Source organism: Kitasatospora sp. NPDC088134 (assembly GCF_044741705.1).
GTDB lineage: Bacteria > Actinomycetota > Actinomycetes > Streptomycetales > Streptomycetaceae > Kitasatospora.
Genome location: NZ_JBIUTD010000030.1, coordinates 62,472 through 75,412, shown reverse-complemented (window position 1 = coordinate 75,412; position 12,941 = coordinate 62,472). Strand labels below are relative to the sequence as shown.

Here is a 12,941-nt window from a genome sequence, read left to right as displayed (position 1 = left end):
GGGGCGTGGCGGGGGGGGGGGGGGGGGGGGGGGGGGGGGCCCCGCGGGGGGGGGGGGGGGGGGGGGGGGGCCGGGGGGGGCCCCCCCCGGCCGGGGGGGGGGGCCCCCCCCCCCACGACGGGTCAGGCGCTCTGGCACTTGGTCGACCCCTTCTCCCCGAGTGCGTTCGTGACCCGCCAGACACCCTGTGCGGACTTCTCCAGACCGACGTTCCACTCGGTGAAGTCGCGCACCGACGGGGTGCTGGTCTGCACCTGGCCGGTGGTCCTGTCCTTCGGGTACCCCTTCGACTGGTCCTCGCAGTACGTCGCGGCGGCGTGCGTCGCGTCCGTGAGCGTGAAGGCGGCCGCGTAGTACCGGGTCTGCCCGGTGATCGTCTGGTTACGCTGGACCAACTGCCCGATGATGTTGGCCATGTAGGGGCGCGCCACCCCGTCCCACGAGTACTTGAACGCCGCGTTCTCCGGATCGCCGGCCGCGAACGCGCCGTTGTAGGCGCGCAGCGCGTAGTCGAGGCCCTGGGCGACGGCCTCCTTGTCCCCGTCGCCCTTGGTGTCGAAGGACGTGGCGATCTGAAGGTCCGGAGGCAGGACGACAGCGGGCGCCCCCGCGGGCTGCGCCGACGTCGCGCTGGCGCTCGCGCTGGCGGAGGCTATGGCGCCGGGGGTGCTCTGGGCGCCGCTGATCGTGCCGTCGCCGGCCGGCTTGGAACTGGTGCAGGCGGCCGCGGCGGCGAGAGCAAGTCCCGCGCAGCCCAGAACTGCGGCGTGGCGGGCGGTGGTGCTGGTGGTGGATGGCATGGCGAATCTCCCGTCCCCGTGAATGATCATTGCTCCTGCACGGCCTGCGCCGTCGCGGTACCACGCACCGTAATCGACGTCTGACCGAGCAGGCGCATCAGGATCGGTTGGTAGGTGAGCTGGACCTGCACGGTCACCCTGTCGCCCCCGGCGGCCGTGCACGTGGCGCTCGCGCCGGACTGGGCCGCGAACGACTGGGCGTACCCACTGCACGCCGGGTTCCCGGGAACCTGGACCGTCCCGTTGCGCAGCGCTCCCGGATCGACCTGATTCGCGGCGTACCTCGCGGCCTGCTCGGCGATGTCCGCAGCCCGCTCCCGCTGATGGATCGCGAGCCCGCCGTCGATGACGAACCCCGCGAACAGCAGGAACAGCATCGAGCCGAAGATCAGATAGAGGGCACCGCTGCCCTCGTCCCCCCGAAGGCGCAAGGCCAGGCGCCGCAGCACCGCGCGGGCCGTCACGACGTCCGCCGGTAGGTGTCGAGCGGCGCGGTGGACGTGCTGGTCATCTCCCGGCCCGAGGTGATCCCGAGCCAGGCCAGACCGCGGACCTCGCAGCGCAGCGTCACGGTGAACATCCCTCCGGACCGCCAGTCCCCGCCGGTGGATACCTGGACGTTCCCGTTCGCACACACCCCCTGCGCACTGGCCCGTGCCGCCCGCGTCGCCTCCGAGCCGGCCGTCCCGTAGTCGCGCTGCAACGCCCCGGCCCGGGCGGCGTCGCGCGCCGCCCCGTCCAGGGCACTGCGCCCCTGAACCATCAGGCCGAAGCCCACGAGCAGCAGGACCATCAGCAGCATCAGGGGAGTGGCGATGACCAGTTCCACCGTGCTGATCCCGGCATCGCCGCGCAGGCGCTCGGCCAGGCGGCCCTTCGTGTCAGCCGCCATCACGCACGAACCTTTCCACGGGGCCCTGGCTGGTGGCCGTGGCGGTCAGGTCCAGCCACGGGATGACGTTGACGACCTTCACCTGCACAGTGACCTTGACCTCGTGGGCGCCCGTGCTCTGAGCCGCGACGACAGGATCGTTGGCGAGTGCCGGCCCGAGGGAGGCGATCCGGTTGAGGGCGACGGTACGGGCCCGCTCCTGCCAGCCGCCGGGGTCGGCGTCCGCGGTCGCCCTCGCCTCCCTGGCCCCCGCCTGGGCGGAGGCCAGGGCGACCTGGTCGGCGAAGAAGTACAACGCGAACTGCACGGCGAGGAAGATCAGGCCGAAGATGATCGGCGTCCCGATCACGAACTCGACGGTGCTCATGCCGGCGTCCCGGCCCTGAGCACGCCGCTGCTCCAGCAGCCGGCGCAGTCCGCGCACCATGAGCCCCGTCCCGTCCTCTCCTCCTCGGCGTGGCCCGGTTAGGCGCAGCCGCCGTTGTTGGTGGAGTTCGCGCCGGTGATGCAGCCGCCCACCTGGGCGGCCTTGCCGGTGAGGGCGTCGCTGAGGATGACGGCGACGGCGGCCAGGATGGCGATGATGATCGCGATGCCGATGACCATCTCGACTGTCGAGAAGCCGCCGTCCTCCTCGTCGCGGGCAGCGACGACCCGGCCGCGCACCCACATGGCGGCCAGGGTCAGGTCCGGGTTCCAGCTGGTGAAGCGGCCGATGGTCTCGTTCATGATCAGGTTCCCCTCGTTGGTTGGGAGTCCGGCCGGGGCCGGGCGGTGGCTCGGAACGGAACGGCGGAGTTGCCGCGTGCAGGGAGGTCCGTGGAGGCGCAGGCGGTGATTCACAGGGACGCCACCCGCATCAGGCCGGGGTAGACCAGGAAGATCATGAATCCGGCGACCAGCGCCAGCTGCGCGATCAGCATTACCTGCGACTGCGCTCCGGCCTTGCCCTCGGTTTCGGACAGTTCCCGCTCGGCGAGGGTCTTGGACGTCGCCATGAGCGAGGAGCGGATGCGGGCGCCGTCGTCGGACGCGAGCGAGATCCGGATCGCCAGGTCGCGCAGTTCGGGCACCGCGATCTCCTGCCCCAGCTGGTCCAGGGCCTGCCAGTGCGTCAGGTTCGCCGACCGCGCGCCCTGCAGTTCGCGGCGAAGGCGCAGCATCGGCGCGCAGTCGGTGATCTCGGTGGCGGTCTTGAGGGCGGCCGGGAGGCCCCGGCCGCCGGCCAGGGAGCCCGCCACCAGCGTGGTGAAGCTGCCCAGGACATGGACGAACTCCGCCCGGGCCTTCTTCGCGTCCCCGCGGACCTCGATGTCGGGAAGGAAGAAGAACACGGCGCCGAAGACGAGGGCCAGCCACACCGGGAGCGTCGGGTTGCTGGTGAACCCGGCCGCCCACAGCCCGACGAACACCGCCGGCCCGAACAGCAGGCCGAGCAGGCCAACCAGCACCTTCGTCGCCAGGAACGCCTCGACCGACCGGTCCAGCATCGCCAGGTCGGCGCGCAGCACCGGGAACTCCCAGCCCTGGCGTGCGCAGAACTGGGAGGCCTGGAGCCCGATCACCTCGCGCAGGCGTGCCGCCCGGGCGCCCCGGTCCGGGCGCGCCTCGGGCAGCGGCTGACCGCCCATCGACAGCCGGGCGCGGGCGTCGACACGCAGCACGACCGCTGCCGGGCCCGGCCGGCTCGGGAACAGGGCGCGGTACAGGACGAAGAGCCCGAAGCCGAAGCCCGCGCCGAGCGCGAGAGGCCTCAGCAGATCGAGGTTCACGCCGTGCCCCCTTCCTGGGCCCTGACGAGGAAGCGGGCGGGCGTGGGTACACGCGACAGCCGCTGGAGCCAGATCAGGCCGAACGTGAAGAGGCCGAACACCACGGCGAGGACGGCCTGGCCCTGCGCGGTGCCGAACGGCTCGGTGTACGCCGGATTGAAGACCCGCATGCCGACGACCATCGAGACGATCACACCCACCACGATCTGCACGCTGCGGCGGGTGCCGGCGCGGCTGGCGAAGATGCGGTTGCGCATGGCGACCTTGGCGCGCGCGTCCGTCGCCAGGTCCGTCAGCACCTCGCGCAGGCCGTCGGCGCGCAGGCCCGCCGCCTGGACGAGCTGGGCGATCACCGCATCCGCGCCGCCGTCGTCGAGTTCCTCCGCCAGGCGGAGCAGGGCCTCGTCCATCGGAGTGCGGGAGTTGATCCGGTCGTTCAACGCGACGAGGTGGGGCTTGAGCACGGGGCCCGCAGTGCGGGCCGAGGCGCTGATAGCCCCTTCCAGACCGGCCGAGCTGGCGATGGTGTCGCGCAGGCTCTCGATCCACGTCGCCAGCGCCTCGACCCGGACCAGGGCCGCTCGCTCGGCGGCCGCGCCGCCGAACAGGTTCGACCAGAACAGCACCAGCAGGCCCGCGGCGATCGCCGCCACCGGCCACCGCATCACCACGAGCACGACCAGGCCGACGGCCAGAGCGGCCCCGGCACGGCGACGAAGGAACCGGGCGAGGCGCTGCGCCGGGGGCAGGGCGGCCCGCGGCTTGCGGGGCCAGCCCCGTACCGCGGCGCCGAACAGCACGAGGCCGGCGCCCGCGCCGGCGCCGGTGAGCAGGGCGAGCAGGAGGGCGGGGGTGATGAGGGTGCTGGCCATCACCACCTGCCCGGGTAGTCGAAGGCCGCGGTGGAGAAGCCGTGCTTCTCCAGCCGGATCCGGGTGCGGTCGGTCATCGGGGCGTCGGGGACGACGTTGTCGTCCCCGTCCAGGCGGTAGATCTCGGAGGAGGTGACCCGCTCATCCGCGTAGCCGTTCACCTCGCGGATCGAGGTGACCCGGCGGCGCTGCTGCCCGGTGATCGGGTCCTCGTCGCGCTGGACGAAGACCACCAGGGTCAGGGCGTTGGCGATCAGGAGCTGGGAGGCGTGAATCGGCAGGCGCTCCTCCGCCTGGATGGCGTAGGTGCTCAGCTTCTGGAAGACGTCCTCGCTGGAGTTGGCGTGGACGGTGGAGAGGCTGCCGTCGTTGCCCTGGTTCATGGCGTTCAGCATCGCCACGACCTCGTCGCCAAGTACCTCGCCGACGATGGTGCGCCGGCCGTTGGAGCGCAGCGAGCGCCGCACCAGCGACGCCATCGACACGTAGCCCTGGCCCTCCAGGTTGGGCAGGCGTTCCTCGAGGGCGAGGACGTTGGGGTGGAGGCCTTCGAGCAGGTGCAGGTCCAGCTCCAGGGAGCGCTCGATCGTGATCAGCCGCTCCTGCGGCGGGATCTCGTTGGCGAGGGCCTGCAGCAAGGTGGTCTTACCGGAGTTCACCTCTCCGGCGATCATCAGGTTCAGGCGCGCCTTCACCGCGGCGGACAGGAACGCGCCGATCTCCTCGGTGACGGTGCCGTTGGCCAGCAGGTCGGCGAGACGCGCCACCTTGAGGCGCTTGCGGCGCACCGAGACGGACGGGCGGTGGGAGACCTCCATGACCGCCGAGAGGCGGGAGCCGTCGGGCAGGCGGAGGTCGAGCTGCGGGTTGCTGGTGTCGAACGGCCTGCTGCTGAGGCCCGAGGTCGCGGCGAGGACGCGGACCATCTCGATCAGGTCCTCGTCCGACTCGGCGATCGGCCCGACCTGTTCCTGCCGGCCGTCGAAGTAGCTGACGAAGACCTTGTCGAAGCCGTTCGCGTCGATATTCTCGACGTCCGGGTGGTCCAGCCACGGCTGCAGCCGGCCTGCGCCGACCAGCGCGGCCAGGACCGCCTTGGTGAGCCGCTCCTCCTCCTGCAAGGACAGCGGGATCTGTCCGTTGTCGATCCGCCGGGCGGACAGCGCCTGCAGGTCGTCCTCGACGATGGACATGGCCAGGGCGGTCAGATCGGCTTCGGACAGCAGGCGGCCGCCGCTCTCCTGGGCACGGCGGCGCTGCTGCAGCACCTCGCCGACGCGCCCGCGCACCTCCTGCACCAGGGCGTAGTCGATCGGCGCTTCCACGACCGTCGTCACCGTGCCACTCCTTCCGGGGCCTGACCGGCGGGAACCGGCTCGTTCGTACGGCCCAGGCCGAAACGCTTCTCCAGGTCGGCGGCGATGGCGCGCACCGAACCGAACAACTGCGTCTTGTGGATGCGGCCGCGCCTGCGGCCCGCCAGTTGCTCGGCGGCTCCGGGGTCGAACGCGACCACGCCGGCGACCTGCACCGGTGCCTCGATACCGGCCAGGACCCGGTTGGCGGCCTCCACCGCCCGGGTCTGGTGGCGCAGCGGGGTCACGAGCAGGACCCCGATCGGGGCGACGCGGCGCCCGCCGGCGGCAAGGCGCTGGTGCACCGCCGCCGCCCGGGCCCGGACGTGGGCGAGGTCCTCGGCGTTCGTGCGTGCCACCAGCAGCACCAGCGAGGCGTGCGGCAGCAGGGCCAGCGCGGGTGAGTCGGGGTAGAGCCGGCCGACGTCGGCGATGACGTCGGTGGATCCGGGAGCCGCCAGGACGCGGCCGAGCCGGTCCCAGTGCGCGCCCCACGCGGCCCCCTGCTCGGACCGGGAGAGGCCCAGCAGGATCTCCTGGTCACCCGGGAGGAACTGGGTGTGCTCGCGGATCACGTCGGGGTTCAGCCCGCCTCGGGCCGCCAGCGCCAGGCTGAACATCCCGCGGTTCGGGTCCAGGACCGCCCCGTCCGGGGCAACCTGCCGGTAGACCAGGTCGGAGCCGTACGGGTCGAGCTCGGCGAGCAACGTGGGGCTGGGCCACACCCCGGCCAGGGCCAGGGCGGTGGTGGAGGTTCCGGGGGCGCCCTTGGCGGACCCCATGACGATCAGCGACATCTTGATCCCCCGCGGCTTACTGGGCTGAGCCGAGCAGGGCGAGCGCCACGTCGCCGGACGAGGCGGCCTGGACGACGCTTCCCGACGAGGAGGCCGGCACCAGCACGGACAGCGACAGGGCGGAGCTCGAGTCGCCGGTCGCGGGCTTGAAGACCTCGCGGACGGTTGCCGAACCGACCAGCTCGACCGCCCCCGCGCCGGCCTGCGCACCGGGTGCGGGCGAGGCGGATCCCTTGGCGGCCGCATCGCGTCCCACCCACAGCACCTTCACCCGGTCACCGGCCTTCAGCCCGGGCGGGAACTGCCCGGACTTCAGGGCGAGTCCGACGACCGACTGGTCCCCGGTCAGGCCGGCCGCGTCCGTGATCATCGGGCCGATCAGCAGGGTGCCCGCCGGGATCTCGACCGCGGCCGAGTACTTGGTGGCCAGCAGGCCGCGCTGCTCCCAGGGGACGTAGCCGATGCCGCTGTCCTTGGCGATCTGGACCTCGGTGAGCGCGTTGGCGGGGATGTGCTGGCCGGGCGCGATCTGCTTGGTGATCTGGACGGCGGAGACCCGATCGCCGGTCTGGCGCAGCAGTACGGCGAAGCCCAGGGCGCAGCCGAGGACGAGCAGCAGTGCCAGGGCGGCCACGCCGGGGCGCCGTTCGCGCGGCGCTGCCGTGGGAACCCTGCCCGAGGGGACCGCCTGGCGCCGAGTGGCGGTGGCGGTTCCCGGCGTACCCGTACCGTCTGCTGATTGCCCCGTTGTCTTCATGTCATCCTCAAACGGTTGATCGGCTTTCCCGGATAATCCGCGCCGCGTGTCCAGAAACTGTTCTGCGCACCTGGCCCAGGCGAATGCGGCGGGATTCCCGGTCTCCCTCCGCGTCCTTGCGGAGTGGAATTCCTTGGTGATTGGACAGAGAGTGACCGAGGTGAGTTACGTTGTGTGACAGCCTCCCTTGATCAACTCAATGTCCGAGTTGTGCGCATATGCGAAGGGAGCATGGATACTCCGCGCTCCCCACGAGTACCGCTGGGTCACCATACGAAAGTTTTAGCCCATATCCCAGTCGGTTTCGGCCACTGAAAGGCATGTCACTGGCATAGTCACGGGCAAAAGGCACATTAATTCACAAAACGGACACTATGTGGAAGTGGCATTTGTCGGGTATTTCTGACGGCATTCCGACAAGCCCTCCAGTTGGCGGCCGCCGGGGGGACTGCGGAGAGCAGTCCCCCCGGCGGCCGCATCCCGAATCGGCGCTCACGGTTCATCGGAGCGTGACGATCCGGTCCGGCGCCGAGCAGTCCCGCAACCCCCGGTATTCACCCCGCCTGCCCGGGGGACGATGCTGCCCGAACACAGATGTCGAGGTGGCCGTCCCCCCACTCCCAGCCCTCTGACGGGCTCAGCAGCCCCGACCAGAAGGCCCCGCAGCCCGAGCACCGCGCCGCCGCCCGCGCGGCCGACCACCAGATCCCGGCCGCGACCTCCACGGCGTCCTCGCCAACCACTCGGCCCTCCATCACCATCTCCACCGCTTCCCTTCGGTACGTGTTCCGGACCCCGGCCGGGACAGGGCTGCCCCACCCCGGCCGAGTGCTCAACGAAGTCGATGCCCGCTCGCGGTCACCTTCCGTTGACCTCCGGATATTCGATCTCGGCATCCGGATCCTCCTCGGCGCCGGTGCCACCGCCACCCACCCCTTCGACGGCCGCCGACCCCTCCAGCGCCGCACCCTGCTCCGCCGCCGTCCCGCCGCTGTCCCCCACGACCGGGGCTTTCGCCTCGGACTTGGTCAGGACCAGCGGATCGACACCGGCTTTGATCTTCTTCAAGTCCTCGTCGTTCGGCAGCCGCTTCGCCTTCGCGAAGTAGCCGACCAGCCCCTTGTGGTAGCCGGCCTCCAGCGCGAGCCGCTCCCGCAGCCCGCTGCCCACGGCCTTCGCCGCCGACTCCTCCAGCGCTCTGACACTGCCCGCGACCTTCGGACGCACCAGTGACTCGAAAACCACCTCCACCTGCATGCCCTCCAGCAGGATCGGCCCGTGCTGGACGCCGCCGGCGGTCATGCTGGCGTAGTAGCGGAACTTCGGGAGGGTGGCGATTCGTGACGGGTCGACCCGGTCGTGCCACTCCGCCGCGACCAGCCGCACCGCCGACGACGAGCCGGCCGTGCTGCTCAACGCGCTCGCGTTCTGGAGCACGGAGTCCCTGGTGCTCTGCGAGACCCGCTGCAGCAACTGCGTCATCAGGTGCACCCGCAGCCCGAACTTCGCCAACTGCTCGGTGAAGGACGCGATCACGCCGCCGGTGGCCTTGTCGAAGCTGATCAGCTCGTCGACGAACAGGTGCCATTCCGGCCGCTGGTCCACCGGCAGGTCCTCGCGGGAACGCCCGGCCCGGAACAGGTCGTTGACCAGCAGGGCGGTCAGCAGTGCGTCCGTCGGCCCGGTCCCGGCCGGGCAGATCCACACGAGCTTCGACTCGTCCATCGCAGCCCGGGCATCGTAGCCGCTGGTCGCAGACCCCAGGAAGGCCAGCGCGACCGGGTTGGCTGCCAGCCGCGTGATCGGGTTGATGATCACCGCGCGGGCAGCCGGGTCGATCCGCTCATAGGTGGCGATCCACCACTGCCGCTGCGCCGCGGGCACATACTCCAAGATCCTCGTCCGGAACGTCTCGTCCTCCAGCAGTGCCGGGATCTCGAAGAGTGTCGCCTGCGCCTGCGGCACCTGCATCCGCACCGCGAAGCGGTTGTACGACACCAGCGCCTCCACCGCCTTGACCAGGATCGTCAGACCACGCGGCGTGCCGGAGTTGTCCCAGTTCATCGCCGAGCTGAGGCTGTCGACCACCGCAGTGACCACCTCGTGCGATTCCTGGCCGCGCTCCATCCCCAGCGGATTCCACGTCGGCACCCGGGTGCTGCGCCCGGTCAGGTCCACCTTGCACACCCGTCCCGCCAGGTCCTTGTGCGCGAGGTAGGGGGCGACGTGGCCCCAGGAGTCCCCGTGGGGGTCGATGAAGCCGACGCCGTAGCCGGCCAGCGCGAGCGCGAGCGCCTGGACCTCGGCGGTCTCGGTCTTGCCGTACCGCGAGCGGCCGACCTTGAGGGAGAAGAAGAACTCCGAAGCCGGCACCGACAGGATGCGGCGGTTGCCGTCGGGGTCGGTGAGGATGCCCTGCGGCACCAGCGCCTCGCGCAGCTTGTAGGTGGGCAGCTGAGAGGCCATCACCGGCAGGATGCAGTGCGTGGTCACCGGCTTGAGCAGGCCGTGCAGCTCGCCGACGGCGACCTGCGAAGGCTTGCGGGAGCCGACCTTGCCGGTGTTCCACCGGCGGTCGAAGTGCTGGCGGCGTCCGGGCATGTCCGCGGTGAACCGCCACTTGGCCAGACGCTGGGCGTCCTCGGCCCAGGTGCTGGATCCCCCGAAGACGTCGAGCGCGGCCGAGAGTCGGGCCATCGTCGTCTCCGCCCGCCCCTCCTTGTCGCTGACACAGCGCACCAGGAGCTGGGCGCGCAGCAACTGCCGGTCGGAGGCCGAGAACCGGCCGAGCACCTCCTTGGTCTCCAGCGGCTGCACCCTCGCGGGCGACGGAGCCAGTCGGCGCGGGGCCTGCTGCTCGGGATCCAGGAGCCGGCCGAGCTGGTGCTGCCAGGAGTCCTCGATCTCTGCGGCGTCCTGCGCGGCCCGCTGGCCCTCCTTCTTTGCCCAGTTGCGCTGACGCTCCCGGGCGTCCTGCATCACCTGCCAGCGCTTGAGCATCACCTGCCATCGGGGTATGCGCCGCAGGTCCAGGCACAGCTCGGCGAGGTCGCCGTGATCGGCGTTGACGTCGGCCACTGCGTCGACGATGCCCTGCAGCGGATCGGGGACCATCGGGACCTTGCGCAGTTGGCCCGTCTCCGAACCGACAAGGTGGAACTCCGCGCGGACGGTGTGCTCACGCTCCTCGTCCGCAGGAATCGGCTCCTCGGAGATGACCACCCCCGGATACTGGGAGGTGCGCAGCACCTGGCGGGCGGAGGCGGAAGCCTCCACCGACATCTGCAGCGGAACCGAGCCGTCGGCGCGGAAGCGGATCCGTGCCGAACGACCGGCCCGCGGCGCCCACCAGGGGCCGGAGTTCGCCGCCCGGACGATCTGCATCGCATAGCGCACCAGGTGCTCGTCCTGCGGGTCGAAGTCGGGTGAAGGTGTCAGTACGAAGCGCACCCGGTCGGCCAAGGCCTTCTCGGTCAGGCGCCGGTGGACGATGGACCCTGCCACGGCGAGCGGCGTTGCGGCGGCGATCAGCCAGGGGAAGTTCCGGCCGGCCCACCCTGCGGCGTCCACCAGCCACAGCACGGCCAGGTGGCCGATGTGGATCACGGCCGCCAGGAGACCGCCGCCGCCCTCCTGCGCGGCTATCAGGGTCGGGATCATCGGACGGGCTCCCAGCCGGTGGCCGTGCGGGTGACGGCGAGCATGCCGGGACGCCGGTCCTGGAAGGCCCCGGACGGGTCGGCCCCCGCCCACAGCAGTTGGACCACCACGCGGTCGTCCGCCGTGTGCGCGGAGAACGCCTGCACGCGGACCTGGGTGTAGGGGCGCAGCGGGGTCTTCGCCGGCGGGAAGTAGGCGGGGAACCGGTCGCGGCCCTCGCCGGTGGTCTCCGCCGTCCACACCTGTACGGCGAGTTCGCGGACCTGCGCGGCGTCCTGCGGGGACAGGTCACCTGGGTGGGTGGCCACGAAAGCGGCTTCGATCCGGGCGTCGGCGGCCGGGCCGTCAGCGGCGGCCGGGGCTCCGGACGGCGGTGCCTCGGCGCCAGCGGTTTTCTCCGATCCTGCTGCCGAAGGGGTGCTGGTGGCGGAGACGGCGATCGGTGCCAAGGGAACGCCTGCGGTCGGGCCGGCCGACGGCGACAGCTGGGCGGCGTCCTGCGGTGCCGGGGCGGCGGTGACCGGAGCCGGGGCCTGGGAACGGGCATCCGACGGGCGTGCACCACCGGGTGCGGGGACCAGCAGCGCGATCGCGATGACGACAAGAAGCGCGGCCCCGGAGAGGGGGAGCAGCACGCGGGGCCGCCCGGCCTGATTCATTGTGGGTTCCTTTTCGATCTCGTGCGTGGGATGGCACTGAACAGCGGCGATGCCTGCTGTCTCACTGAAACTGCGCGCGGTTCGTCTCACCGCGGTTGCGCTTTCCTCGGGGTGACGCCGTGCCCGGTCCGCCCTCAGTGGGCCCGGCTGTGGCTCGCCCGGTGCCTGACCTGCGGTGATATTGGCGGCGGTTCCACCGATCTTGCGCGGGCGAAAGGCAGGCGCAAGATCGGTGGGAAAGCGCAAAGCGCGCCGGGAACCTGCAGGATTGCTTTCAAAGGACACGGGCACCGCCCGCGTAGTTGTAGGTCCAGACCGCCTCTTGGCGGACGTTGCTGCCGGGCTTGGGCGCGGCGATCATCTGGCCGCCGCCGATGTAGAGGCCGACGTGGTAGATCGCGGAGTCGCTGTTGCTGCCGTCGGGTGCGAAGAACACCATGTCGCCGGGCTGGAGCGCGTTGAGCCCGGCGGAGGCGGGGATGCGGGTGCCGACGCCGGCCTGGTCGGACGCCAGGCGTGGCAGGTGGACCCCGACCTGGGCGAAGGCGTAGAGCATCAGCCCCGAGCAGTCGAAGCCGACGATCGTGCGACCGTCCTGCCCGCCGTCCGAGCAGCAGATCCCGGTCGACTTGCCTTGCTCGGTTCCGCCACCCCAGGAGTAGGGGACGCCGATCTGGCTGCGCGCCGCGTCGATCACCTTCTGCGCCCGCTCCGACGCGGGGACGTTCGTGCCGCCGTTGCCCGCCCCCAGCGTCAGGAACTGCCGGCGCCAGTTCAGGACCTCGTTCACGTACGCCGTGCTCGCGTTGTACTGGTAGATCGCGGCGTTCAGCTGATTGGGGTCCGTGAGGTCGCGGCCGTTGCCGCACAGATACAGGGCGGCGGCCATCGCCGCGTCGTCGATGTTCTGCGGGTTCGCCCCGCCACCGGGCCGGATCCGCTCCGACAGGCCTTTGAAGGTGCTCGGCAGGAACTGGAGCGGGCCGACCGCGGCGTCGTACTGGCTGTTGCCGTCCCAGGCCCCCTTGTCCGTGTCGTAGACCGGTGTCCGGTTGCCGCCCGCTCCGGAGCCGTCGAGGATCGGGCCGACGATCGGCGGCGTGATCTGGCCGTCCGCCGTGATTTCGTGGCCTGCCGCCTGCGTCGACTCGACCTGGGCGAGCGCGGCGAGCAGCGCCCAGTCCAAGCCCTTGCAGGAGGGCGACAGGGTGGGCATCGCCTCCACGGCCCGGTTGTAGGCGTCGAGCATCCGCTGAGGGATGCCGACGGTGTCGCCCACCGGCACGGGGTTCGAGGCCGCGCTGTCGTCGAAGACCGTCACCACCCCGAGCAGGCCCGCCGCGGCTAGGAACAGCAGCGTCACACCGCTGCACCCCC

The 12,941-nt window shown here is 71.3% G+C and carries 13 protein-coding genes; all 13 read right to left on the bottom strand.

Annotation, left to right across the window (positions count from 1 at the left end):
* Positions 1–122: 122 nt before the first annotated feature.
* The 13 genes from ACIOHG_RS32525 to ACIOHG_RS32465 all read right to left on the bottom strand — a co-directional run bounded on the left by ACIOHG_RS32525 (position 123) and on the right by ACIOHG_RS32465 (position 12,927).
* Complete coding sequence (locus tag ACIOHG_RS32525; protein WP_400955964.1) at positions 123–800, bottom strand: hypothetical protein; 678 nt, start codon at positions 798–800, stop codon at positions 123–125.
* A gap of 26 nt (positions 801–826) precedes the next feature.
* A complete protein-coding gene (locus tag ACIOHG_RS32520) occupies positions 827–1,264 on the bottom strand; it encodes a pilus assembly protein TadG-related protein (RefSeq protein WP_400955962.1) in 438 nt (145 codons plus the stop codon).
* Entirely contained in the window at positions 1,261–1,692 is a 432-nt protein-coding gene (locus ACIOHG_RS32515) for a TadE/TadG family type IV pilus assembly protein (protein ID WP_400955961.1), read from the bottom strand. Before ACIOHG_RS32515 ends, ACIOHG_RS32520 begins: the two co-directional genes overlap by 4 nt.
* On the bottom strand, positions 1,682–2,119 hold the full coding sequence (locus ACIOHG_RS32510) for a TadE family protein (protein WP_400955959.1): 438 nt from the start codon (positions 2,117–2,119) through the stop codon (positions 1,682–1,684). The genes ACIOHG_RS32515 and ACIOHG_RS32510 overlap by 11 nt, the downstream gene beginning before the upstream one ends.
* 38 nt (positions 2,120–2,157) lie before the next feature.
* Positions 2,158–2,421, bottom strand: a complete 264-nt coding sequence (locus ACIOHG_RS32505; RefSeq protein ID WP_400955957.1) for a hypothetical protein — start codon at positions 2,419–2,421, stop codon at positions 2,158–2,160.
* A gap of 110 nt (positions 2,422–2,531) precedes the next feature.
* Entirely contained in the window at positions 2,532–3,464 is a 933-nt protein-coding gene (locus ACIOHG_RS32500) for a type II secretion system F family protein (protein WP_400955956.1), read from the bottom strand.
* On the bottom strand, positions 3,461–4,336 hold the full coding sequence (locus ACIOHG_RS32495) for a type II secretion system F family protein (protein ID WP_400955955.1): 876 nt from the start codon (positions 4,334–4,336) through the stop codon (positions 3,461–3,463). The genes ACIOHG_RS32500 and ACIOHG_RS32495 overlap by 4 nt, the downstream gene beginning before the upstream one ends.
* Positions 4,336–5,673, bottom strand: a complete 1,338-nt coding sequence (locus ACIOHG_RS32490; RefSeq protein WP_400955954.1) for a CpaF family protein — start codon at positions 5,671–5,673, stop codon at positions 4,336–4,338. The genes ACIOHG_RS32495 and ACIOHG_RS32490 overlap by 1 nt, the downstream gene beginning before the upstream one ends.
* Positions 5,670–6,488, bottom strand: a complete 819-nt coding sequence (locus tag ACIOHG_RS32485) for a hypothetical protein (protein WP_400955953.1) — start codon at positions 6,486–6,488, stop codon at positions 5,670–5,672. The genes ACIOHG_RS32490 and ACIOHG_RS32485 overlap by 4 nt, the downstream gene beginning before the upstream one ends.
* A 16-nt stretch (positions 6,489–6,504) precedes the next feature.
* Positions 6,505–7,122 carry a hypothetical protein gene (locus ACIOHG_RS32480; protein ID WP_400955951.1) on the bottom strand — a complete coding sequence of 206 codons (618 nt, stop codon included), beginning with the start codon at positions 7,120–7,122 and terminating at the stop codon, positions 6,505–6,507.
* 981 nt (positions 7,123–8,103) lie between these two features.
* Positions 8,104–10,905, bottom strand: coding sequence for an ATP/GTP-binding protein (locus ACIOHG_RS32475; RefSeq protein WP_400955950.1), 2,802 nt, complete (start codon positions 10,903–10,905; stop codon positions 8,104–8,106).
* A complete protein-coding gene (locus ACIOHG_RS32470; protein ID WP_400955949.1) occupies positions 10,902–11,213 on the bottom strand; it encodes a hypothetical protein in 312 nt (103 codons plus the stop codon). Before ACIOHG_RS32470 ends, ACIOHG_RS32475 begins: the two co-directional genes overlap by 4 nt.
* A 625-nt stretch (positions 11,214–11,838) precedes the next feature.
* Positions 11,839–12,927 (bottom strand): NlpC/P60 family protein, encoded by a 1,089-nt coding sequence (locus ACIOHG_RS32465; protein ID WP_400955948.1) that lies wholly within the window; start codon positions 12,925–12,927, stop codon positions 11,839–11,841.
* Positions 12,928–12,941: the final 14 nt, after the last annotated feature.

What these genes read in the sequence shown, in the direction of transcription:
- ACIOHG_RS32525 (WP_400955964.1), bottom strand. Translation starts at nt 800, where the DNA reads ATGCCATCCACCACCAGCACCACCGCCCGCCACGCCGCAGTTCTGGGC.
- ACIOHG_RS32515 (WP_400955961.1), bottom strand. Translation starts at nt 1,692, where the DNA reads ATGGCGGCTGACACGAAGGGCCGCCTGGCCGAGCGCCTGCGCGGCGAT.
- ACIOHG_RS32510 (WP_400955959.1), bottom strand. Translation starts at nt 2,119, where the DNA reads ATGGTGCGCGGACTGCGCCGGCTGCTGGAGCAGCGGCGTGCTCAGGGC.
- ACIOHG_RS32505 (WP_400955957.1), bottom strand. Translation starts at nt 2,421, where the DNA reads ATGAACGAGACCATCGGCCGCTTCACCAGCTGGAACCCGGACCTGACC.
- ACIOHG_RS32495 (WP_400955955.1), bottom strand. Translation starts at nt 4,336, where the DNA reads ATGGCCAGCACCCTCATCACCCCCGCCCTCCTGCTCGCCCTGCTCACC.
- ACIOHG_RS32485 (WP_400955953.1), bottom strand. Translation starts at nt 6,488, where the DNA reads ATGTCGCTGATCGTCATGGGGTCCGCCAAGGGCGCCCCCGGAACCTCC.
- ACIOHG_RS32475 (WP_400955950.1), bottom strand. Translation starts at nt 10,905, where the DNA reads ATGATCCCGACCCTGATAGCCGCGCAGGAGGGCGGCGGCGGTCTCCTG.